The sequence below is a fragment of the Fructobacillus tropaeoli genome (assembly GCF_016860625.1).
Lineage (GTDB): Bacteria > Bacillota > Bacilli > Lactobacillales > Lactobacillaceae > Fructobacillus > Fructobacillus tropaeoli.
In genome coordinates this window covers 166592-188216 of sequence record NZ_BOJU01000003.1, presented here as the reverse complement: position 1 = coordinate 188216, position 21625 = coordinate 166592, and the positions used below count along the sequence as shown (strand labels likewise).

23 protein-coding genes and 1 pseudogene are annotated in these 21625 nt (G+C 41.9%); 16 read left to right on the top strand and 8 right to left on the bottom strand.

The window, feature by feature from the left end:
* Positions 1–68 precede the first annotated feature (68 nt).
* Entirely contained in the window at positions 69–470 is a 402-nt protein-coding gene (locus tag FT12353_RS05045) for a helix-turn-helix transcriptional regulator (RefSeq protein WP_203618940.1), read from the bottom strand.
* Between the two features lie 170 nt (positions 471–640).
* Between FT12353_RS05045 and FT12353_RS05040 the strand changes: the two genes are divergently transcribed.
* On the top strand, positions 641–1876 hold the full coding sequence (locus tag FT12353_RS05040) for an MFS transporter (RefSeq protein ID WP_059393855.1): 1236 nt from the start codon (positions 641–643) through the stop codon (positions 1874–1876).
* A gap of 58 nt (positions 1877–1934) precedes the next feature.
* Here the strand turns inward: FT12353_RS05040 and FT12353_RS05035 are convergent.
* Positions 1935–2189: pseudogene (locus FT12353_RS05035) on the bottom strand (GNAT family N-acetyltransferase); the annotation flags it as partial.
* Between the two features lie 430 nt (positions 2190–2619).
* Here FT12353_RS05035 and FT12353_RS05030 point away from each other — a divergent pair.
* Together FT12353_RS05030 and FT12353_RS05025 are read left to right on the top strand one after the other, a co-directional pair.
* Entirely contained in the window at positions 2620–3027 is a 408-nt protein-coding gene (locus tag FT12353_RS05030) for a MarR family winged helix-turn-helix transcriptional regulator (RefSeq protein ID WP_059393854.1), read from the top strand.
* Positions 3028–3034: 7 nt separating this feature from the next.
* Positions 3035–4390 carry an MFS transporter gene (locus FT12353_RS05025; protein ID WP_239061182.1) on the top strand — a complete coding sequence of 452 codons (1356 nt, stop codon included), beginning with the start codon at positions 3035–3037 and terminating at the stop codon, positions 4388–4390.
* Between the two features lie 217 nt (positions 4391–4607).
* Here the strand turns inward: FT12353_RS05025 and FT12353_RS05020 are convergent, their stop codons facing one another.
* The 3 genes from FT12353_RS05020 to FT12353_RS05010 all read right to left on the bottom strand — a co-directional run bounded on the left by FT12353_RS05020 (position 4608) and on the right by FT12353_RS05010 (position 6324).
* Positions 4608–5099 (bottom strand): GNAT family N-acetyltransferase, encoded by a 492-nt coding sequence (locus FT12353_RS05020; RefSeq protein ID WP_059393852.1) that lies wholly within the window; start codon positions 5097–5099, stop codon positions 4608–4610.
* A gap of 122 nt (positions 5100–5221) precedes the next feature.
* Positions 5222–5761, bottom strand: coding sequence for a GNAT family N-acetyltransferase (locus FT12353_RS05015; protein ID WP_059393851.1), 540 nt, complete (start codon positions 5759–5761; stop codon positions 5222–5224).
* Between the two features lie 170 nt (positions 5762–5931).
* Positions 5932–6324: a VOC family protein gene (locus tag FT12353_RS05010; RefSeq protein WP_059393850.1), complete on the bottom strand. Its 393-nt coding sequence runs from the start codon at positions 6322–6324 to the stop codon at positions 5932–5934.
* A 473-nt stretch (positions 6325–6797) separates the two neighbouring features.
* On the opposite strand from FT12353_RS05010, the gene FT12353_RS05005 reads away from it, so the two are divergent.
* The 13 genes from FT12353_RS05005 to FT12353_RS04945 all read left to right on the top strand — a co-directional run bounded on the left by FT12353_RS05005 (position 6798) and on the right by FT12353_RS04945 (position 18768).
* Complete coding sequence (locus tag FT12353_RS05005) at positions 6798–8057, top strand: DNA/RNA non-specific endonuclease (RefSeq protein WP_059393849.1); 1260 nt, start codon at positions 6798–6800, stop codon at positions 8055–8057.
* 113 nt (positions 8058–8170) lie between these two features.
* A complete protein-coding gene (locus FT12353_RS05000) occupies positions 8171–8647 on the top strand; it encodes a DUF805 domain-containing protein (RefSeq protein WP_059393848.1) in 477 nt (158 codons plus the stop codon).
* Positions 8648–8905: 258 nt separating this feature from the next.
* Positions 8906–9439 (top strand): hypothetical protein, encoded by a 534-nt coding sequence (locus FT12353_RS04995; protein ID WP_059393847.1) that lies wholly within the window; start codon positions 8906–8908, stop codon positions 9437–9439.
* A gap of 234 nt (positions 9440–9673) precedes the next feature.
* Positions 9674–10411, top strand: a complete 738-nt coding sequence (locus tag FT12353_RS04990; RefSeq protein WP_047974557.1) for an amino acid ABC transporter ATP-binding protein — start codon at positions 9674–9676, stop codon at positions 10409–10411.
* A 25-nt stretch (positions 10412–10436) separates the two neighbouring features.
* Positions 10437–11306, top strand: coding sequence for a transporter substrate-binding domain-containing protein (locus FT12353_RS04985; protein WP_203618938.1), 870 nt, complete (start codon positions 10437–10439; stop codon positions 11304–11306).
* Positions 11303–11944, top strand: a complete 642-nt coding sequence (locus FT12353_RS04980) for an amino acid ABC transporter permease (RefSeq protein WP_059393846.1) — start codon at positions 11303–11305, stop codon at positions 11942–11944. Before FT12353_RS04985 ends, FT12353_RS04980 begins: the two co-directional genes overlap by 4 nt.
* A gap of 12 nt (positions 11945–11956) precedes the next feature.
* The gene (locus FT12353_RS04975) at positions 11957–12610 is read left to right on the top strand and encodes an amino acid ABC transporter permease (protein ID WP_059393845.1); all 654 of its coding nucleotides are present in this window, start codon (positions 11957–11959) and stop codon (positions 12608–12610) included.
* 244 nt (positions 12611–12854) lie between these two features.
* Positions 12855–13592 (top strand): amino acid ABC transporter ATP-binding protein, encoded by a 738-nt coding sequence (locus tag FT12353_RS04970; protein ID WP_047974561.1) that lies wholly within the window; start codon positions 12855–12857, stop codon positions 13590–13592.
* A 46-nt stretch (positions 13593–13638) separates the two neighbouring features.
* Entirely contained in the window at positions 13639–14508 is an 870-nt protein-coding gene (locus FT12353_RS04965) for a transporter substrate-binding domain-containing protein (RefSeq protein ID WP_059393844.1), read from the top strand.
* Positions 14505–15146, top strand: a complete 642-nt coding sequence (locus tag FT12353_RS04960; protein WP_203618936.1) for an amino acid ABC transporter permease — start codon at positions 14505–14507, stop codon at positions 15144–15146. The genes FT12353_RS04965 and FT12353_RS04960 overlap by 4 nt, the downstream gene beginning before the upstream one ends.
* 12 nt (positions 15147–15158) lie before the next feature.
* Positions 15159–15812 (top strand): amino acid ABC transporter permease, encoded by a 654-nt coding sequence (locus FT12353_RS04955; RefSeq protein ID WP_047974564.1) that lies wholly within the window; start codon positions 15159–15161, stop codon positions 15810–15812.
* Between the two features lie 23 nt (positions 15813–15835).
* Positions 15836–16063 (top strand): hypothetical protein, encoded by a 228-nt coding sequence (locus FT12353_RS04950; protein WP_059393841.1) that lies wholly within the window; start codon positions 15836–15838, stop codon positions 16061–16063.
* 587 nt (positions 16064–16650) lie between these two features.
* Positions 16651–18768: a KUP/HAK/KT family potassium transporter gene (locus FT12353_RS04945; protein ID WP_083994417.1), complete on the top strand. Its 2118-nt coding sequence runs from the start codon at positions 16651–16653 to the stop codon at positions 18766–18768.
* Positions 18769–18818: 50 nt separating this feature from the next.
* On the opposite strand, the gene FT12353_RS04940 is transcribed toward FT12353_RS04945, so the two are convergent.
* The 3 genes from FT12353_RS04940 to FT12353_RS04930 all read right to left on the bottom strand — a co-directional run bounded on the left by FT12353_RS04940 (position 18819) and on the right by FT12353_RS04930 (position 21591).
* Positions 18819–19238, bottom strand: coding sequence for an arsenate reductase ArsC (locus tag FT12353_RS04940; RefSeq protein WP_203618934.1), 420 nt, complete (start codon positions 19236–19238; stop codon positions 18819–18821).
* 87 nt (positions 19239–19325) lie between these two features.
* Positions 19326–20246, bottom strand: a complete 921-nt coding sequence (gene mmuM / locus FT12353_RS04935; RefSeq protein ID WP_059393839.1) for a homocysteine S-methyltransferase — start codon at positions 20244–20246, stop codon at positions 19326–19328.
* Positions 20200–21591, bottom strand: coding sequence for an amino acid permease (locus FT12353_RS04930; protein WP_059393838.1), 1392 nt, complete (start codon positions 21589–21591; stop codon positions 20200–20202). Before FT12353_RS04930 ends, mmuM begins: the two co-directional genes overlap by 47 nt.
* Between the last annotated feature and the right edge of the window lie 34 nt (positions 21592–21625).

Below are 21625 nucleotides of genomic sequence, written 5' to 3'. Positions count from 1 at the left end.
TTGAGTTCGATAGCAAAAAATAACACTAACATTGGAAGATATGATAGTAAGGTTGCTTTTAATAATGGCTACCGTTGAACGCGACAAAATGTTTGAATAAAAGTTACGACTAAAATAGAAGAGGCTAGTGGAATAAGTGACCAACTTAGCTTTCTACCGATCGTGAAATTAATAAAAAGCGTAATCATATTAGCTATCAAAAATAGTAAAGTACCATATTTATTCACTTTTTGAACTATTTTTTTTATTCTTAATTTTTTAACTACTAAGGCATAATTTCTATTTAGTAGTTCATCTAAAGAACAATTAAAAATACTGCTCATGATAACAGTGCTTTCTATATCTGGATAGCTTATTCCATTTTCCCAATTTGAAATAGTTTGTCGAGAGACATGGATTTGTTGTGATAATTCTTTTTGAGTCAAGCCATTCTTTTCACGATAAAATTTAATGTTATTTCCAGCCGTCATAATTACTCCTAATATTTAAATCGATACCTCATATTAATTTGTAAAGTGATTAATTTGCAAGACAAGAATATGGGCACGGACTTTTTGCCATTATAATTTGACATTTTAATTATAAAAAAATAATATTATTATAATTAATTATTCATAATTTATAATTCGGAGAGAAACACATGAATTTAGTGCAAAATAAAGCTTTTCGGTCTCTGTCTTTTAGCAGTTTGTTTGAAGTGATTGGGATTAGTTTCTTCAATATTGTTTTACTTCTTTTGGCTAAAAGTACTAGCACCCCTTCATTTTGGGTTGCTGCCGTTTCAATCGCAACTGTCTTACCAGGTGTTGCCTCTGCTTTTCTAGGGAAAATTTCTGGTAGTGTCCAGCATAAAACTCGTTGGATTATTACCTTGACATTATGTCAAAGTAGTCTGTTCTTCGTTTTAGCTGCTCTTTTCCATGGTAATCACAACTACATCGCCTTTGCCCTTATCATTAATATCGTTTCCGATATGGCTGGCATTGTGATTAATTTAATGAAAATGCCGATTATTCAAAATAAAGTTGAGGAAGATTTACAACAACAAGCAATGGGTATTTATCAAAGTATCAGTCAACTAATCCAACCGATTGGGCAGGCGATTGGTGTTAGCTACATCGGTTTCACTCATGATTATATGACGGGTAGTTTGTTAAATGGCGTAACTTTCTTGATTTCAGCGATTATTTTATCAGTTTCTCATAAGCACCTTGACTACCAAAGTCAGCAAGTTGATTCAGCACCGGGACAAGCACCAAAATCAATTAAGTTTAAAGAGGCTTTGCGGCTGTATGCCCGCGTTATCCAACTGCCTGTTTTCAATTCCATTAGCGCTATTATTTTAATCAATGCTCTTGGCGCTAGTATCGATGGCATTTTAAATTTGTATGTATTAGATACACCTTCGGCATCACCCTTTAATTTTGGTGTTACCATTTTGATTATTAATGTTCTTTTTGTTTTTGCCAGCATTGCTGGTGCCGTGATTGTAAACGATCCCTTTAAATCTCTTTCTTTTAAATCAATCATCACCATTGTGGGTGTGGCAATCTTTGCCCTTTATCTAACGTTAATTTTCAATTTAGGACTAATCTTTACACTCATTCTTTTAGCTTTGATTGCCTATTTAGCAGGTAAAATCAATCCTAAGATGTATGCCCTATTAATGAAAAATGCTGACTCATCCTCACTAAGTATCATCTTAGGAATTTTGAGTAGTATTTTAACGATTGCTACGCCATTTGGTACTATCATTTTAGTTGGTGGCTACCCGATTTTTGGTAAAAACATTATTCTGTGCATTTCTAGCGTGATGGCCATCATTGCGGCAATCATAATTCAAGTTGGGAAAGTACCCAAAGAAAACACTAAATAAAAGGTCACTACCCGAACCAGGTAGTGACCTCTTTTTTAATATATGCTATTCATTCTTTTTATTGATGACTAGCCAACCAGTCCTCTTGAAAGATAGCGTAGTGGTCAAAATCGACCCATTGACCATCATAGAAGATTTCATCTTTTGAAGCACCTTCCTTGACAAAGCAAGCCTTAGTATAGGCCTTTACAGCTCCTGCGTTGAAAGGGAAGACGGACAATTTCATTTTGTGCATGTTCAGATTGTTGAAACCATAGTCCAACATCAAGGACAGTGTTTCTTGGCCGTACCCTTTGGACAGGTCTTCTTCTTTTCAATCTCATATTGCTGCTGTTCTGAATCGTAATCGACTTCACAGTCGAATTTTTTAATTAGTACAGGAATCTCTTATAATGGTACGGCCCTTCCCATAATTAGACAATCTTGACACTGAAGCAAGGCGCAAGCGCGCAACAACAGGTATAGACTTCCTTGACTATACTGATGCAAAAACAACTTTGAATATCAATGTAGAAATAACTAACAAAATCAGGGAACAAACGTGCGCCACTTTGAACAATATTTTTATCTATCGATGTAAACAATTTTAATTTTTGTTATTCTCAATGACTCAACTTGAACTTAGACAATGCAGGTTAGCATAAATGTTTGCATGGACAAATAAAAAAATGCGTGATAAAATAATATTTCGTTAGTTAGGCAACTAACTATTTAAAAGACAGGAGTAAAAAATAGGAGGTATTATGGACGAATCAATAGGACGGCTGATTAAGATAGCCCATTCAAGGCTTAATTCGCAATTAGATGAGTTAGCAAAGCCATATGGACTAACCGGGGTCCAAATGGCTGTCATTGACTATTTACGTTCTAATTCGGATGAAGTGACGCAAAAAGATATCGAAAATGAGTTTCAAATACAAGGCTCTACGGTTACAGTGATGATTGATCGTTTAGAACATAAAGCGTTAGTTCAAAGAATTAAAAGCCTCAAAGATAAAAGAGTGAATGAAATCAAATTAACTGAAAAGGGACAGCAAATTTCCAATTTGGTTAAAAACTATATCCAAGATTATGAGCGAGATATTTTTTCTCAGTTCTCTGAAGAGGAAAACAAAACAATTTTAAAATTCTTACACTCATTTGAGAAATAACGGAGGAATGATGGAAAATCGGGAATTTGTATTAAAAAATAAGTTAGCAATTGTTGCTGCAGCCATATTGGCTGCAGGGGGCGTCATGGTTGAAACGGCCCTTAATGTGACCTTTCCGGCTTTAACAAAAGTCTTTAACATCTCATTAAATGATGTTCAATGGGTTACCACCGCTTATTTGCTAGCAGTGACTGTTACGATGACGATTAGTTCATATTTAACTAAGCGATTTGGTAACAAAAATGTTTGGATTGGCGCTAATGCTGGTTTTATTTTAGGAAGTATATTGGCCGGGTTTGCTCCATCATTTTCATTTCTATTACTTGGGCGAGTCTTAGAAGGGGTATCAGCAGGTTTGGCGATGCCATTGATGTTCAATCTAATTTTGACCTTGGTACCTTTTGACAAGATTGGTACCTGGATGGGAATTGGATCAATGGTTATTGGTTTGGCACCATCAATTGGCCCTACGTATGGTGGAGCATTGGTTGAAAGTTTGGGTTGGCGTTCAATCTTTTTCACGTTATTGGTAATTCCAGCCCTATCAATCTTGATTGGAATCGCAACGATACCAGCTCATAGTGAGACGAACGAAAACTTGTCATTTGATTTTACTTCATTCTTCTTACTCGCTTTCGCTTTGATTGCAGGTATCTTAACGGTTAACCAATTAGAATCTGGTTCGGTTAACTACGTTTTGTTAGTATTGACAATCATTGCACTGTTCCTCTTTATCAAGGTTTCACTTAATAGTAAGAAAACTTTCTTAAATATTCACTTGTTTAAGGTACCGTCTTTTACTTTGCTATGGATTCCGGTTATTCTTTACATGTTTGCTAACCTAGGATTGGGATTGTTACTACCTAATTATCTTCAGTCAGTAGTACACTCAAGTAGTTTACTAGCAGGCTTCTCATTACTTCCAGGGACGTTTATTGGTGCCCTATTAACACCTTTGTTTGGTTCGCTCTATGACCGAATCGGATCAACAAAGTTACTTTTTGCCGGTAATATCCTCTTTGCATTAGCATTATTAGCTATGTCTTTGTGGGCTAAAAACTTGACGTTTATGACGATTGTGCTTACTTATACGCTGTTTACTATTGGGCGAACAATGTCCTTTAGTACTGGAATGACCGCAGCATTGGTTGATGTCTCACCAGAAGAACAAAGCGATGGAAATGCGATTATTCAGGCTGGACAAATGTTCATGGCTGCTGCTGGAACAACTGTTGCAGCATTGTTTGGTTCTAGCTCGGCAGGACTTGCAAGTGGAATGCAAGGATTTATGTGGTTGTTGTTTGTTATTTCCCTATTAATTTTTGTCATGTTTGCTGTACAGGCAAAAAAGGCACAAAAATAAAATTGATAAATCAGCTCATCAAATGATGCGTGGTTTACGACAACATGAGCCTCAGAATGAAGACAATATTCTGGGGCTTTTATGATGAGCAAACTGGCGAAACAAGATAAAGTTAAGTTGAAGTAAATTAAAAGGCCAGCTACTGATATTTAATCGGTAACTGGCCTTGTAGCTTGATTTGTGTTGTAATAGTGAATTTTGTTTTCAATGGCATTAATTAAAGCATTTTAGTCATGTTATACCAAGTCTCACCAGCATGCTGAGAATCAGAAATGCCATCGACTTGATAACCGTTTCTTTCATAAAAAGGAACCAGTTTTTCTAAACATGTTAAGGTTATTAACTGACGTCCTTGTTGCTTCGAAACGATAGCCAGTTGTTGTAATAATTGACCTGCAATGCCCATTTTTTGTTTGTCTGGTGATACGACCAAACTCAGAATTGTTTGATAGGGTGCTTGATCTGAATTGGGAACTGATGTTTCAAATAGTTCGTCTGAAATATAACGTTCTGTCGACGCCGGACCAACAATGTAACCTGCAGGATTTTCTTGTTCATCATAGGCAACAATAAACGTATCTGGGATAACTTTTATTCGTTCTAACATACTTTCCTTGGTGGCCGCCTCGGCCTCAGAAAAACCTGAATTTTCAATATTCATAATTTTATCTAAATCAGTTTCTTTTGGTTTACCAAATGTAATTGCCATTATTAAGCCTCCTTTATTTTGCCGTGAAAAGTATTATAACTCATTAAATAGGTTGGTCAAAAATATTAGTACAAAGCCACTACTCTGGTTTGGGTAGTGGCTTTTTTAATTCATTTTTTGTATTATCGCCGACTAGCCAACCAGTCCTCTTGAAAGATAGCATAGTGGTCAAAATCAACCCAATGACCATCATAGAAGACTTCATTTTTTGAAGTACCTTCTTTGACAAAACCAGCCTTAGTATAGGCTTTTACAGCTCCGGTATTGAAAGGGAAGACCGACAATTTTATTTTATGCATGTTCAGGTTATTGAAACCATAGTCCAATATCAATGACAGTGTTTCTTGACCATAGCCTTTGAATCGGTCTTCTTCTTTTGGAAAACCAATACCAAGTTCACAAGAATGGTTACGAATACTGATATTTGATAAGCTGACAAACCCAATTAAGCTGTCATCATCGACCTTGCGAACGGTAAATTCAACATTTTCGTCACTTCTAGAAGAATTACGAAAAATCTTTTCCCAATCTTCCGCCGTAAAGGGGTGAATGACGTCATCAGACAGCGGATTAATAAAGTTTTCATCCCATTGCCAGCTGGCAAAGTCGTTGCCATCACCTTCGTGGTAATGCGATAATTTTACATTTTTTCCTGTAAACATAATTTCTCCTGTTTAATCTCGTATTGCCATTGTTTAGAGTTGAAATCAGAATAAAGGCTGATTTTTTTAAATCAGTACTGTGAGATTCTGAAAGTTACTGGGTGTGATATTACAAACAGTATAACTTAAAACGGCTTAACATATGCTGACCGTTGGAATGCCAGCTTTTTTTAATCCGTAAATCTCAGCAAGTAGCCATTTGGATCTTGAATTAAAAATTCTTTTTGAACAATCAAACCGTCAGCACCTTCGTATCGGCTGACTGTTAGTTCACGAAATAGGGACACACCACTGCTCATAATTTCATGATAGAAATTATCAATTGCTGGGATTTCAAATGATAAATTGATACCACGCCCGAGAGGGTAAACGAGCTCTGCAGTGTTCCAACCGCTATCGTGAATTTCTTCCAACATGACCTGGTTACCATCTTTACTTAAGAAAACGAAATGTTTACCTGGTCGTTCATACTCAACTTTAAATTTTAAAGTATCGAGATAAAAGCGTTTTGATTGTTCAAGGCTAAAGACGGATAATTCGGGGATGGTTTTATTGAATTTCATTGTTCTTTTCCTTTATTAACCAAGATGTTGTGGAGGGTTTAGCCCTGGCTTGAATTGCACTGTGAGCGTTGAAAATGTGCTTTTGTTGATTATAGTGTTTTTGAACGAATGTTTAATCGACAGGAGGAGCTAAAACTTAAAATTTCCTCATCCAATCAATTAATCAAATAATGCCGGGGTAAATGCTGGTTGATAATTTTGTCATGCTTTAGTCGATATAAAATTACTTTTTGTTGCAGTCTCTTTGAATATTTATACACTGATACACATTAGAAAAAAATACTGTAGAATAGAAAAAGGTATAAATTAATATCTAAATGTCTAACGTTTGGATTGGGTGAATGTAGAGGTACTAGAGAAACTTTTTTAGCAACGTCTTTAATTGCTAAGAAAATATAATCAATAAATTTAGTATTTTCTTCCATTAACTTGAACAACGTGCGCAAACACACGCTAAGAGCGAGGGAGAAACCATGAATGGATTTTTTGTAATGCTATTTTTCGTATCCCTGATTTGGCTAATGGTCGAATGGATGAAAAATAAGCGGGCGGGATTAAAGCTGCCAAAGCGAGGTAAGTGGCTACTAGCGGCAACGCTGGCCTTCTTTATGATTGCCGGGGTAACGACACCTACCGATCAATCACAGGCGGATGACAAGCCAAAGGCGAAAAAATCAGCTACAACGGCGTCGCAGTCAAAGAAATCGGCTGCGACTTCAAGTAGTGCCGCAGCTACTCAAAGTTCAAGTACCAATGTTGACCAAAAACAGCAAACGGATAGTGGCCTCTTAGCATTTACCGGCAAGCGGCAAATGGTCATGGGTGACTTGGATCGATTGGGGCGAGCAACTTATTCTCATATTCAATTGCAGGATAAGGATGAGCCAAAAGTTAAACGGGCAGCAAAATTAAAGTACAACCCGGTCGGGTGGCACAACTTTAAATTTTATTATGGTGATGGAACCAAGCAGGCTTGGGTAATGAACCGAGGTCATTTGGTTGGTTACCAATTTAGCGGTTTGAATGATGAACCCAAAAACTTAGTACCAGAAACGGCTTGGATGAATGCTGGTAATTATAAGGGAATGAACGATAGTAACCAGGATTCGATGCTTTTCTATGAAAATCGTCTTGACTCTTGGTTGGCTAACCATCCGAATTATTGGCTAGATTACCAAGTAACACCAATTTACCAAGGGGATGAATTGATTCCTCGCCAGGTCAAGTTGGACTATGTTGGCTTAGATAGCTCAGGTAAGACACTCGTAATTAAGCTGGGGTCCGGTAAAGAATCAACTGATAGCAATGGCGTTACTCATGTTGTTCTTGATAATGTGACACCAAACGGAACAATTGATTATGCTAGTGGACGAGCTACGAATACGGTTGCAGAGGCTGGTACTAGTGTTGCAACAAAGAAGAGTAAGTCAAGCAAATCCACGACAAAAAAGCAGGAGCAAAGTACAGCTCCTGCAACTCAATCAGATGCTTCAGTAGCACAATCGACCACCCCGACAGAACAGTCTACAGCGCCTGCTGCGCAACCTACTCAGTCTGATCAAGGCAATAGCGGTGAATCCGATAGAACAGTTTATGTCACTGGTGGCGGAAAATCAGATGTCTACTGGTATAGTACCGATTCAATGCCAGCTCGTACTAATAAGGCCAACATCATCACGATGACCGAAGCGCAGGCGAAAGCACAGGGAAAGCGCCTCTCGTTAAAGCAGTGAGCAGAAAAAGGTCGGAATCAAAAATCCTTTTCCCAACTCTATTCCACCTTGCATGCCCTTCCAAGCTTGCGTACAATGGACATCAACAGGAATAGAGAAGGAGAACAACACAAATGACTATGGGTGCTTCTTTCAAAAGCTTTTGGAAAAACTATTTTAACTTTACCGGTACTGCGACTAGGGCCGAATATTGGTGGATGGTTTTACTTGGCGGCATTTTGGCAATTCTTTGGGTAGTTGCGACTGTGATTATGGCTGTTTTTGCCGGCCTGTCACCAGCTAATGAAAAAATGAATATTTGGCATTGGTTAACGACCTTGTCGGGTGGTCTAATCCTTTGGCTAGTTGTCTCAGCATTGGTTTTTCTGGCTATTTTAATTCCTTCGCTATCGTTGGAAGTCCGCCGCATTCGAGACACAGGGTTGAATGCCGTCCTGGTTTGGATTGTTTTTGCCATTGATATCTTGTCTGATGCTTTTGGTTCAACCGGAGTGTTGAACGATATCGTGTCCTTGTTGATTCTGTTGATCTTGGTCTTTCCAACCGATAAGTTAGCAAACGTTCGAATGATTGGTAAAAATCAGCGCTAAGGCTAAAGCTTGCCAACAATAACATCAATTGATACAACTTTGAGAAAGCAATTCCAATTCTGAATTGCTTTTTTAGTTTGTAATTTATTGCTAGTAAGATAGAAATATTAACAAATTTAGACAAATGTCAGGTTTTCTGTTATGGTTGAAATATAAATGCTTTGACATTTCCTGCCGTTGAATCAGCTAGGGTTGCCATCGGGTCGCCCAGGCTGATTTTTTGGCGGAAAAATAATAAAATGAAAGGAAAATTATTAGATGAAATCGTTATCCAAATTTTTACATAAGCTTTTGCACCACCCTAATACCCTTGCTTGGGTTTTTCCAATCGTGATGGTTGCCATCATGTCCACATATAATACTGTTATTCGTTTTGGCTTTTCTGAACAGAAGCTTGAACGCGTTTGGCTCATGTATCCAGTTGTTGTGGTCTTTATTTATTGCTTGCGTACTTTTGTGACCTTGCCAATTACCATGCGGCTTCATAAGCATTATCCGAAATTTATTAAAAATCATTTGTCCGAAAGTTACACGGTTCCATTGACTGTGATGATGCTTAATGTTTCCATCATGATGCTCTGGTTGACCGAAATGTACCATCGTCTTTACCCACAATTCTTGCCAGGTTACTTGATGAATTGGGTCAAAACTTTCTTTGTTGCTGTACCGATTTTCTTCTTGATTGTTCGACCAATTATCTTAGCCATTTTTGATTACCTCAGAAATCGGTTCCCTGTCGAACCTTTAATTGAAAAAATGGAAGATACATTGGAAACGGGTCACCGGGCCTAACGACAAGGGTGAAAAGTAGGTGAATTATTTTAGAGTAAAAGCAGAACATTTGTCTTCTTTTGCTCTTTTTGTTTGTTTTTAGGTAGCTAATATAAGAAAAACCTTAAACTTTTTTCATTCTTTTGTTATGTTAGCTAACAAAGTTTGTCAGATTTTAGGACGTTGACCCGTAAGATGGAAATAAGCTTGGCCCACTTACGGTCGACTAGAATAAATGTTGCAAGGAGAAAAACGATGTCAATGATCGAATTCAAAAATGTACAAAAGTACTATGGTGACTTTCATGCCCTCCACGACATCAATTTAAAAATTGATGCGGGTGAGACTGTTGTCTTAATCGGCCCTTCTGGGTCAGGAAAGTCGACCTTGATTCGAACCGTCAACGGTTTAGAAGAAATCGAAGACGGGCAGTTGATTGTGGATGGTCAAGACCTCCACGACCCCAAAACCGACATTAATAAGATCCGTCGGGATGTCGGGATGGTCTTCCAACACTTTAATTTGTATAACAACAAAACAGCGTTGGAGAACATCATGTTGGCACCGCGTCTAGTTTTGGGCCGCGAAGAGGCCGAAAACAAGCGAATCGCAATGGAATTGCTGGAAAAAGTTGGTTTGGCTGACAAAGCCAACAACATGCCGTCTGCCTTATCAGGTGGTCAAAAGCAACGAATCGCCATTGCCCGGTCTTTGGCAATGAAGCCAAAGGCACTCTTGTTCGATGAACCAACTTCTGCATTGGACCCTGAAATGATTGGGGATGTTTTGGATGTTATGCGTGATATCGCCAAGGATTCATCCATGACTTTGTTGGTTGTGACTCACGAAATGGGCTTTGCCAAGGCAGTGGCCGACCGGGTGATCTTTATGGCCGACGGTCGCATTTTGGAAGATAATTCGACAGCTAGTTTCTTTGAAAATCCTCGAGAACCGCGGGCGAAGAAGTTCTTAAGCCAGGTGGAACACCACTAAGAAGACGGGAAAGGGGAATTGCTTTATGGAAAAAGCAAAGAAGCGGCGCTTTGGCTTAATCGCGACCATTATTTTAGCCCTGGCCATTGTCCTTGGTCTATTTTGGGCGCAACAAACGGTTGCACATAATGCCAAGCACCAAGATACCCTCACTCGAGTAAAGAAGAGTGGGAAAATTGTTTGGGGAACCAAGGCTGATACGAAGCTGTTTGGTTTGATGGACACGAAGGCTGGTCAATCTGAAGGATTCGATGTCGACATGGCCAAGGCTGTCACCAAGCAAATCGGTAAGCAAATTGGCGAAAAGTTGACACCATCCTTCGTGACGGTTTCAACTGCCTCTAAAATTCAGTTGCTGAAGAATACCAATATTGATGGAGTCTTCGGTGTGATGACGATTACCCCAGAACGGGCAAAGATTGTTGATTTCAGTCAACCATATTTCCCAGCGGGTCAGTCACTTTTGGTTAAGAAGGATTCAGGCATCAAGTCTGTCAATGATTTGAACGACCCAAGCAAGACTGTTTTGGTCGTTGTGGGAACAACCGCAGCACAAAATATTAAGAAGTTTGCACCGAAGGCCAAGACGATTGCCTTACAAGACTATGCTTCTGCCATGCAGGCATTGAAGGCTGGTCAAGGACAAGCAATCTCAACCGATAACGCGATCTTGTATGGTTTGGCCACGGAAAACCCAGACTACCAGGTTGTTGGTGGTACATTGACCAACGGCCCTTACGGGGCAGCCTTTGACCATGATCAAAAGCCAATGGTTGATCAAGTCAATCAGGCAATTAACACCATGAAGAAGAACGGTGTCTACAACCAGTTGATTAAGAAGTGGTTCGGTCAGGTGCCAGGTTTGGATTGGCATGATTTGGAGGTGCACGAATGAGTTTGTTTGAACAAAATTTCTCGGTCTTCCTCCAAGGATTTGGTCACACCCTGTTGGCTAGTATCTTTGCCTTGGTGGGATCACTGATTTTAGGAACAATTTTTGCGATTATGCAGGTCACGAATTCAAGAACGGCCCGCACAATCGGTAATATCTATGTCCAGGTTTTCCGAAACATTCCGCTGTTGATTATCACGCTTTTCTTCTACCTCGCGGTAGCGAAGGTGATTAAGATGACAGGGTTTACGGCCGGAACAATTGCTTTGACGCTGTATACCTCAGCCTTTATTGCCGAATCCGTTCGAGCTGGTATTCTTTCCATTGAAGCCGGTCAGATGGAAGGGGCACGAGCAAACGGGTTGACCTTTGGTCAGGCAATGCGGGTGATTATTTTACCTCAGGCCTTCAAGGTGGCGATTCCTTCATTGGGAAATCAGTTTATTAACTTAGTTAAGAACTCATCAATTTTGGCCTTTGTCGGTGGACTGGACTTGATGTACCAAGGAAACATCGTGGCAGCGAACTCCTTTGATACCTTTACGACTTACATTATCATTGGACTCTTCTACCTTGTAATTACCTTGCCACTCAGTTACTACATCCAACACCTTGAACATAAATTGAAGAAGAACGCATAAGGAGGCCGCAGAATGTCAGGATTTTTTAGTGCCTTTACAGAGGCAAACCTCGGCTACCTGATGGGCGGTCTAGGGATTACCGTTGGGGTCTCAATCATCTCGGTTGTTTTGAGTCTGATTTTTGGTTCCATTATTGGAATTGTTTTCTTTGAAAAGATTCCTTACTTCTCAAGTTTCGTTGGAACAATCAACAACATCGTTCGTAACTTGCCGTTGTTGTTAATTATTTTCTTTACTTACTTTGCCTTGCCACAATTAGGCCTGCACTTGCCAATTTTTTGGGCAACGGTCGTGGCCATGACGGTCTTCCAGTCGGCAATGTTGGCTGAAATTGTCCGTGGTGGTTTGGAAGCTGTTGATATCGGCCAGTTTGAAGGTGCCCGTGCCAATGGTCTGTCGAATATGCAGACGATGTGGCACATTGTGTTGCCACAGGCCTACAAGAAGATGATTCCGCCAATTATCTCGCAACTGATTTCCTTAGTGAAGGATACGAGTTTGGCATCCGGAATTGTTCTTGCGGAATTGACTTACCGTGGTCAAATTATCTACGCGCAAAACACGAATTTCATCGTGCCCGTCTTGGTTGTGATGACCTTGGTTTACTTCTTGTTGAACTACGGCTTGTCATTGATTGCCAAGTGGTTTGATCACAAGTTGGCATAATTGTTTGCCTATTATATATATGAAGAAAACGATTCACTTTTTGAGTGGATCGTTTTTTCTTTTGGACAAATCAGTTGTCTTTAGTTCGGCAACTTAGCAATTAGCTAGTAGAACTAGGTCAATTTCAAGTCTTTTAGTCAAAATACCTAACGTAGAGGGGCTATAAATGGTAAAATGTACGTATTAATCTTAACGCCTTTTCCTGCAGTTAGGAAAAGGCGACTTTTTTGTGAGGAGAAAAGCGATGTCAATGATTGAATTCAAAGATGTACAAAAGTACTACGGGGATTTTCATGCCTTACACGATGTGAACTTGAAAATTGACGCGGGTGAAACGGTGGTCCTCATTGGCCCTTCCGGTTCCGGAAAGTCAACCTTGATTCGCACAATCAATGGTTTGGAAGAAATCGAAGAGGGGCAGTTATTGGTTGACGGGTTCGACTTGCATGACCCGAAGACGGATATTAATAAAATTCGTAAGAACGTTGGGATGGTTTTCCAGCACTTTAACCTCTACAACAACAAGACGGTTTTGGAAAATATTATGCTGGCACCACGCTTGGTTTTGCACCGCGATGAAGCCGAGAACAAACGGATTGCTATGGAATTGTTAGAGCAGGTTGGTTTAGCAGATAAGGCGAATAGCATGCCGGCAGCGTTATCAGGAGGCCAGAAGCAACGAGTGGCAATCGCTCGTTCATTGGCAATGAAGCCAAAGGCTTTGCTGTTTGATGAGCCAACTTCCGCCTTGGATCCCGAAATGATCGGGGATGTGCTGGATGTCATGCGTGATATTGCGCGCGATTCTGATATGACCTTGCTGGTGGTGACTCATGAAATGAGTTTCGCCAAGGCGGTCGCTGATCGGGTAATCTTTATGGCCGATGGCCGAATCTTAGAAGATAGTTCAACGGAAGCTTTCTTTGAAAACCCAACAGAGCCACGGGCCAAGAAGTTCTTGAGCCAGGTAGAACATCACTAAAATGGAAGGAAGGGTCTAGCTAAATTAACTTAGTTAGATAAAGCGTATGGAAAAGATTAGAAAACGTCGTTTTGGAATCATTGCTTCGCTGGTTTTGGCTGCCCTGATTTTGCTGGGGGCTTTTTGGGCCAGCGTGACGATTGACAAAAACAAAACGCACCAAGATACCCTGGCCCGGGTTGAAAAGAAGGGGCAAATTACCTGGGGTGTTAAAGCTGATACGAAACTTTTTGGCCTGATGGATACTAAAACTGCCCAACCGGCCGGTTTTGAAATTGATTTGGCCAAGGCGATGACCGCCCAGATTGCTAAACAAACCAATACGAAACTTTCAGCAGCCTTTGTGCCAGTGTCTTCCGCTTCGCGGATTCAGTTGCTGAAAAATACGAACATCGATGGGCTGATTTCCACAATGACGATTACGCCAGAAAGAGCGAAAATCGTTGACTTTACCAACGTTTACTTTAACGCCGGTCAGTCATTATTGGTTAAAAAGGACTCTGGCATTCAATCCGTCAAGGATATGAACGATCCGAAGTACACGGTGTTGGTCGTTGTGGGAACGACCGCCGCCCAAGAAACGAAGAAGTATGCGCCGAAGGCTAAGATTATTGCCTTGCAGGACTACGCTTCTGCGATGCAGGCGTTGAAATCAGGACAGGGACAGGCGCTATCAACGGATAATGCCATCCTTTACGGTCTCGCAACCGAAAACCCAGAATACCACCTTGTTGGTGGGGTCTTCACCAAGGCACCTTACGGAATGGCCTTTGACCATAACCAAAAGCCAATGACAAAGCAGGCCAACCGCGCTTTGAAGACTTTGCAGGAAAATGGCACGTACAACCGTTTGGTTGAAAAGTGGTTCCATAACGTTCCTGGCTTGGATTGGCATGATTTGGAGGTAAACAAATGAGCCTTTTAAATCAATATTTTTCAGTGTTTGTCCAAGGATTTGGTCATACGCTTTTAGCAAGTATTATTGCCCTAATTGGGTCACTGGTCTTGGGAACTCTGTTTGCCATTATGCAGGTCTCATCTTCGAAGGCCGGTCGCATCATCGGGAATATCTATGTTCAGGTTTTCCGGAATATTCCACTCTTGATTATCACGCTTTTCCTGTATTTAGCAGTAGCGAAGGTGATTAAAATGACTGGTTTTGTCGTCGGAACGGTCGGGTTGACACTGTACACGTCCGCCTTTATCGCTGAATCGGTTCGTGCCGGGATTCTTTCGATTGAAGCCGGCCAAATGGAAGGGGCCCGCGCGAATGGGTTGACCTTTAACCAAGCCATGCGGGTGATTATTTTACCCCAGGCCTTTAAGGTGGCGATTCCTTCATTGGGAAATCAGTTTATCAACCTGGTCAAGAATTCCTCCATTTTAGCCTTTGTTGGTGGGTTGGACTTAATGTACCAGGGTAACTTAGTGGCTGCTTCATCCTTTGATACCTTTACGACGTATATCATTATTGGTGTCTTCTATTTGGTAATCACGATGCCATTGAGTTACTACGTCCAACACTTGGAAACCAAGTTGAAGAAGAAAGCCTAAGGGGGAAAGGTCATGTCTGAATTTTTTAACGCTTTTACCTCAGCTAACATGGGTTACCTCCTGGGGGGCTTAGGCATTACTGTTGGCGTTTCAGCTATTTCGGTTGTCTTGAGTCTGCTGTTTGGTTCCATTGTGGGGATTATTCAATTTGAAAAGATTCCATTCTTTTCATCATTTGTTGGCACGTTGAACAACATTGTCCGTAACTTGCCACTGTTGCTGATTATCTTCTTTACTTACTTTGCCTTGCCACAATTAGGCATCCACTTGCCAATCTTTTGGGCGACTGTGGCAGCGATGACGTTCTTTGAGTCGGCCATGTTGGCTGAGATTGTCCGTGGTGGACTGGAAGCGGTGGACCGCGGTCAATTTGAGGGTGCGCGAGCAAACGGCTTGTCCAACATGCAGACGATGTGGCACATCGTGCTGCCACAGGCCTATAAGAAGATGATTCCGCCAATTATTTCACAGCTGATTTCCCTAGTGAAGGACACGAGTTTGGCATCCGGAATTGTGTTGGCTGAAATGACGTACCGCGGTCAAATCGTCTACGCGCAGAACACGAATTACATTATTCCTGTTCTTGTAGTCTTGACGGTGGTATACTTCTTGTTAAACTACGGTTTGTCATTAATCGCTAAGTGGTTTGACAAGAAATTAGCTTAAAGTAAGACAAAAGGACAGCGCCTATGTTCGATCCAAAGAAAAAATCAAAAATTATTGCTGCCGTGGCCTCAGCTTTTTTTGCTGTGTTGATGACCTTTGCTGTGGTTAATCATATTAAGTCACCAGCCGCCTTTGCATCGGATGTGAGTTTGGCTGTTCAAAAAAGCATCGCTGGGGACCAGCGTGGCCTAAACAATATGGTCGATGAAGTATGGGCGCAAGCTGCTCGTGATAACTTCGATAATGACTAAGAGCGATTACCGTTAGTATCAAAAAAAAACATCACCTGATCCATGTGTTACTATCTGAGTTAAAAGATAGTGCTTTTCATGATGACGGTGATGTCTTTTATTTTTGGGTGAGCTGACAGTGGTTGTTCTAGTAGCTATTGCCTTTCTGATGTTGACAGGTAGGCTAGGTTGGTCGCAGTTCAGCACCGATGCAAGTAAGATGATGCTCAAGCAGGCCTGATAGGATTGATATTTTCGAAATGAATTTAATATAACCGCTTACCTGTCAGGACTTCATTTGCGCCATTAAATGCTGATACTTTGCTTCTAAATTAGTGCTTGTTGAAATAAAAGTAAAATAGTGGTAAAAATGAACTAATGAAAAGCATTATTTTTCCTTGTATATTCTTTCTAAGCGAGTTAAACTCTCCTTTGATTGGTAGAAAAAAAGTTGCGCGACAAAAGTGCTTCTGATGTTGGAAAAACGATTTGAAAACCAAGAAAATAGATTGAAAAAATACTTTTATCTAAATTAGATTAGTTCTTTGAGGCACTCAAAAGTCATGAAGAAAGTGACCGTCAATGACTGATTTTATAGGAGAGAAGAAATGACTGATTCAGCAAAGAAGCGGTTAAAGTACGGTGGCTTCCTGATCGCCTTAGGCATTGTCTATGGTGACATTGGAACGTCCCCACTATATACCATGAATGCCATTATTGCCGGCAATGCACATACCGACAATATGAAGAACCTGGTAATTGGGTCAATTTCCCTTGTTTTTTGGACTTTGATGTTAATTACGACGGTTAAGTATGTCTTAATTGCCCTGCAGGCGGATAACCACGGTGAAGGTGGTATCTTCTCCCTGTATAGTAAGGTTCGCAATCGGAACATGAAGTGGCTGATTATCCCGGCCATGGTCGGTGGGGCAGCCTTGCTGGCCGATGGGGCTTTGACCCCGGCTGTGACGGTCACGTCTGCCGTTGAAGGGCTAGAGGGGCAAAAGTTTGGCTCGCTGATGTTCCCAACGGGAATTGATTTCGTTGTGCCGGTGGTGTTGACGATTTTGTTGGTCGTCTTTACTTTGCAACGGAAGGGAACAACCAAAATCGGTCGAATGTTTGGTCCAATGATGCTCATTTGGTTTACCTTTATTGGTTTCTTTGGCCTGTTACAAGTCATTCAATATCCAGAGATTTTAAAGGCCCTTTCGCCTGTTTACGCCGTACAGACTCTGTTCAGTCCGGATAACCGCCTAGGTATTTTTATTTTAGGAAATATCTTCTTGGCCACAACCGGTGCCGAGGCACTGTATTCGGACATGGGACACGTTGGTAAGCGCAATATTTATTTGAGTTGGCCATTTGTGTATGTCACATTGGTTTTGAACTATATGGGACAAGGGGCATGGGTAATCATGCACAACGCGAGTGGTTCAAACCTGAACCTCTTCTTTGATATCTTGCCAAACCAGTGGCGACTGGTCGGCGTTATCTTGAGTACCATTGCAGCCGTCATTGCTTCACAGGCTTTGATTACAGGTGCCTTTACTTTGGTATCGGAGGCCATTTCGCTGAAGATTATGCCACGGTTGCGGATTACTTATCCGAACGATTTCCGTGGTCAAATGTACATCTCGATTGTTAACTGGATGCTCTTTGTCGCCGGTGTGGTCGTGGTTGTGCTTTTCCAGACTTCTCATAACATGGAATCAGCCTATGGTCTGGCCATCACGGTTACGATGCTGATGACAACGACGTTGTTGTTTGAGTTTATTCGCTTTAAGACGCGCACAAGTTTGGCCATTCTGTTTGCCGTTCCATTCGGTTTGCTGGAAACACTCTTCTTGATTGCCAGTCTTGGTAAGTTCATTCACGGTGGATATTTCACGGTGATCTTGATGTTGCTGATTTTGTCGGTGATGGTTTTCTGGTTCTATGGAAACAAGCGCCGCGAAGCACTGTCTTATAACAACGATTATTTGTCCTTGAAGGACTACCGCCGTCAGTTGATGCAGTTGTCTAACGACTCAGAAGAGCCATTGATGGCGAAGAACCTGGTTTATATTGTTAACGTTCATGACGATTATCAAATTAAGAAATCAGTCATCTACTCGCTATTGGGGGCCCGGCCAAAGCGGGCCAAGGTTTACTGGTTCGTCACGATTCGTGAATCCATTAATCCATACGAAAAGAGCTATTCGGTTGATTTGATGGGTAGCCAAAATATGGTTCGAGTTGTTTTGAATCTTGGTTTCAAGGTTGACCCACAAGTTGAATACTACATTCACCAAATTGCCAAGGTTTTGGTTAAGCAGGGTGTACTGGAACCACAAAAGATTCGCTACGGACTGGATAAGAACCGGAGTATTGGTGACTTTAAGTATGTGATTACCAATAATTACTACACGGATTTGAAGGCCGTCTCCAAGATTTCATCATGGGACCGGTTCTTAATCGGTGGCCGCATTTGGTTGCAATCCCACTCTGTCCACCTCCGTTACTTCTATCGCTTGCGCTTGAGTGATACGGTTGAAGAGGTTGTGCCACTCTTTATCGAGCACAAGACAGTCTCAAAGTTGCGGCAGCTGGAAGTTAAAAATCAGATGCCAAAGATGGATCGGTGGAACCGCCGAATCGATGATCCGGTGAGCCCAATCGATAAGAAGCGTCGTCAAGATGGGGATGAACACCCTCACCGCCACGATGATCACCATCACGAATAAAATAATTTTAGCTAGTAAAAAAACGCCTAGGGCTTCTTCAGAAGTTGTCCTTAGGCGTTTTTTTGTATATCGGTGATGAATGTCTGCATTAATTGTTTGATTTCTGCAGCGGTTTCTTTGAAAAAAGCAGTAATTTCTTCATCGGAACCGGTTACCCCAGCAGGGTCTGTTAATAGGAAATGCACTTTCTGGACGGAGTCCGGAGTAATTGGACAATGATCTCGGGCATCACCGCAAAGTGTTACGACGTAGTCGGCTGAGTTTAAAAAATCATCATCAATGGCATCTGATGTTAGACGACTGGTATCAAACCCTTCCTGATTTAACACCTCGATGGTCTTGGGATGGACCCCATGGGGAATTGTTCCAGCGCTTTTGATTGACCAGTCGGCCGGTGCATAGTAGCGGGCGTAGGTCTCGGCAAACTGGCTGCGTGATGAGTTACCAGTGCATAAAAAATAAAGTTGCATTGCATTTCTCCAAAATTATCGTATTTAGATTATACAAGACGGGGGTCAAAAAAGCCCGTTCAACCGAACGGGCTTTCTCAAAGGTAATCATTTTTCAAAGAGGACGGTGCGAACATTCTTCAACTCTGCGGGAATCATCTCGCAGCAACCACTAATCCAAGAAGCGCCGTGACGACGCCAGCTTGGTGCTTTTTCCGAAAAGATTTTTTCGTTTGGCTCGCCCCAGGTTTTCGTGACGGGGTCATAGTCGGCACCAGCATTGGGAGCGACTGCGATGGCTTTATCAGTCTTAGCAGTCGCCGTCACGTAGTCGAGTGCATTTTCCGTAAATTCAGGCTTAAAGCAGTTGAAGCCATAGGCGATAACGTTTTCTTGTGCTTCCAATACGGCTTGCACTTCTCGTAAATCAGTGCCATCACTGATGTGTTGGCTGTCCTTTAACGAACAGGTAAAGAGGACGTCAACATCTGGGTACTGATTTAACAATTGACAGAGCACCTTGATTTCAGCAAAGCTAGGAACAGTCTGGACGGCAATCAAGTCACTGCCAGCCTCAACCAACCATTGAAGACGGTCTTCATGAAAGGCCCTTAAATCGTCATCTGTAATCTCGCCATAGTCACCGGTATATTCGGCACCGTTGGCGAGATAGGCACCGTAGGGGCCGATATTGCCGGCCACCCACTTATCTTGCTCGCCAGTGCTATCAAAGCTGGCTTTTTCTGCCAAGGCGACGGACTGCTTGATTAGCTTTTCGGCCTCGTCTTGTCCTAGACCCTGCTTGGCAAAACCAGCGGTTGATGCTTGGTAAGAATCAGTCGTGGTGATGTTGGATCCGGCATTAAAAAAGTCAAGGTGAACTTGGTAGACCTTATCGGGGTCCGTAATCAATGCTTTGGCTGTCCAGAGGGGGTTATTCGTATCAAAACCCTGGTTACTCAGTCCAAGTCCCATTGAACTATCAAATAAAATCGTCTTCTGTTGTTTGGCCCAATCGTGAAAATTCATGGTGATGTTGTCCTTTACTTTTAGTTTGAAAAATTTGGTAGTAACCGTACAAAAAGAGTGAAAAGGGAACGCCGATAATCAGGGCAATCCGTTGGTTGGGGTCAAAGCCGATGCCAATAATGGAAGCGAGGCAGGCGATAATGACGACAATTGGCGTTAACGGATAAAGGGGTGCTTTGTATTTCAGGTCCTTGATATCGTGCTCTTTTTGGTACTGCTTACGGAAGTTTAATTGCGCCCAAGCAATCACAATCCAGACTGCGACAACAGCAAAGGCCGAAAGAGCGTTGAGGGCTAAATAGAGCGTTTGTGCTGCGTAAATACTGGAGAGGAGGGACAAGGCACCGCCGGCCATTGTTAGGATTAAGCCGTAAACCGGAAGTCCATGACGACTTAACTTACCGAACTTAGGGGAAATTTCACCTTTATCGGCTAGTGACCAAATCATCCGTGAGGCGGCAAAGACACCGGCGTTTGAAGCTGAGAACAGCGTGATAATTAAAATCGCGTTCATGATATCAGCAGCGCCAGGAATACCGGCTTGACCCAAGATGGCCACAAAGGGACTCGTTGCCAGGGCGTTATCGGAAGGTGCTAAGAGGGCACCCATGATTAAGATGGCACCAATAAAGAGCGTAATCAGCAAAACAAGGGTTCTACGACTGGCCTTTGGAATAGATTTTTCCGGGTTCTTGGTTTCGCCAGCGGCCACGCCAATCATTTCGGCCCCAGAATAGGCAAAATTAGCGGTCAAAACGGTGGCTAAAATGGGCCCGATGCCGTGTGGGAACCAGCCGTTCTTGGTTAATTCGCCAAAGTTAGCGGCAGTTTGAATATGGTGACCGGGAATTAATCGGGTGACCATTAAAAAGCCAATAACGATAAAGAAGAGGAGGGCGAACGTTTTGACCCAGGAAGTGATGGATTCACTCTTGGAGAACCAAGAAAGGTTGCCAATGTTCAAAATGAACATGATGAGGCCAAAGAAGAGACACCAAAGCCATGTTGGTTCTTGCGGGAACCAACGTTGCATTAAGACGCCCATCGTTAACAGGTTAGATCCTAATGCAATGGTCCAGGTGAGCCAGTATAGCCAGGCGACAACGAAGCCGACACCGGGATTGATATACTGGTTGGCGTAATCGTGGAAGGCGCCCGTGGTTGGCTGATGAACAGACAATTCACTGAGACACTGCATGACCAGGCAAACGAGGATGGCCCCAATCAGGTAGGCAATCACCGTTCCGATGGCACCGGCACTTTTAATGAAATAACCGGGACTCATAAAAATCCCGGTCCCAATCACGCCACCCAGTGACAGTGCAATCAGCTGGTTGGTGTTCATCGATTGGTTTTGCTCTGCTGTTTTAATAATGTTG

Excerpts from the sequence above, each read along its gene's own strand:
- FT12353_RS04955 (WP_047974564.1), top strand. The coding sequence starts at position 15,159 with ATGTCTGAATTTTTTAACGCTTTTACCTCAGCTAACATGGGTTACCTC.
- FT12353_RS05005 (WP_059393849.1), top strand. The coding sequence starts at position 6,798 with ATGAATGGATTTTTTGTAATGCTATTTTTCGTATCCCTGATTTGGCTA.
- FT12353_RS04970 (WP_047974561.1), top strand. The coding sequence starts at position 12,855 with ATGTCAATGATTGAATTCAAAGATGTACAAAAGTACTACGGGGATTTT.
- FT12353_RS05025 (WP_239061182.1), top strand. The coding sequence starts at position 3,035 with ATGATGGAAAATCGGGAATTTGTATTAAAAAATAAGTTAGCAATTGTT.
- FT12353_RS05010 (WP_059393850.1), bottom strand. The coding sequence starts at position 6,324 with ATGAAATTCAATAAAACCATCCCCGAATTATCCGTCTTTAGCCTTGAA.
- FT12353_RS04985 (WP_203618938.1), top strand. The coding sequence starts at position 10,437 with ATGGAAAAAGCAAAGAAGCGGCGCTTTGGCTTAATCGCGACCATTATT.
- FT12353_RS05015 (WP_059393851.1), bottom strand. The coding sequence starts at position 5,761 with ATGTTTACAGGAAAAAATGTAAAATTATCGCATTACCACGAAGGTGAT.
- mmuM (WP_059393839.1), bottom strand. The coding sequence starts at position 20,246 with ATGAATTTTCACGATTGGGCCAAACAACAGAAGACGATTTTATTTGAT.
- FT12353_RS05020 (WP_059393852.1), bottom strand. The coding sequence starts at position 5,099 with ATGGCAATTACATTTGGTAAACCAAAAGAAACTGATTTAGATAAAATT.
- FT12353_RS04945 (WP_083994417.1), top strand. The coding sequence starts at position 16,651 with ATGACTGATTCAGCAAAGAAGCGGTTAAAGTACGGTGGCTTCCTGATC.
- FT12353_RS04965 (WP_059393844.1), top strand. The coding sequence starts at position 13,639 with ATGGAAAAGATTAGAAAACGTCGTTTTGGAATCATTGCTTCGCTGGTT.
- FT12353_RS04980 (WP_059393846.1), top strand. The coding sequence starts at position 11,303 with ATGAGTTTGTTTGAACAAAATTTCTCGGTCTTCCTCCAAGGATTTGGT.
- FT12353_RS04990 (WP_047974557.1), top strand. The coding sequence starts at position 9,674 with ATGTCAATGATCGAATTCAAAAATGTACAAAAGTACTATGGTGACTTT.
- FT12353_RS05040 (WP_059393855.1), top strand. The coding sequence starts at position 641 with ATGAATTTAGTGCAAAATAAAGCTTTTCGGTCTCTGTCTTTTAGCAGT.
- FT12353_RS04960 (WP_203618936.1), top strand. The coding sequence starts at position 14,505 with ATGAGCCTTTTAAATCAATATTTTTCAGTGTTTGTCCAAGGATTTGGT.
- FT12353_RS04975 (WP_059393845.1), top strand. The coding sequence starts at position 11,957 with ATGTCAGGATTTTTTAGTGCCTTTACAGAGGCAAACCTCGGCTACCTG.
- FT12353_RS05000 (WP_059393848.1), top strand. The coding sequence starts at position 8,171 with ATGACTATGGGTGCTTCTTTCAAAAGCTTTTGGAAAAACTATTTTAAC.
- FT12353_RS04995 (WP_059393847.1), top strand. The coding sequence starts at position 8,906 with ATGAAATCGTTATCCAAATTTTTACATAAGCTTTTGCACCACCCTAAT.
- FT12353_RS05030 (WP_059393854.1), top strand. The coding sequence starts at position 2,620 with ATGGACGAATCAATAGGACGGCTGATTAAGATAGCCCATTCAAGGCTT.
- FT12353_RS04950 (WP_059393841.1), top strand. The coding sequence starts at position 15,836 with ATGTTCGATCCAAAGAAAAAATCAAAAATTATTGCTGCCGTGGCCTCA.
- FT12353_RS04930 (WP_059393838.1), bottom strand. The coding sequence starts at position 21,591 with ATGAACACCAACCAGCTGATTGCACTGTCACTGGGTGGCGTGATTGGG.
- FT12353_RS05045 (WP_203618940.1), bottom strand. The coding sequence starts at position 470 with ATGACGGCTGGAAATAACATTAAATTTTATCGTGAAAAGAATGGCTTG.
- FT12353_RS04940 (WP_203618934.1), bottom strand. The coding sequence starts at position 19,238 with ATGCAACTTTATTTTTTATGCACTGGTAACTCATCACGCAGCCAGTTT.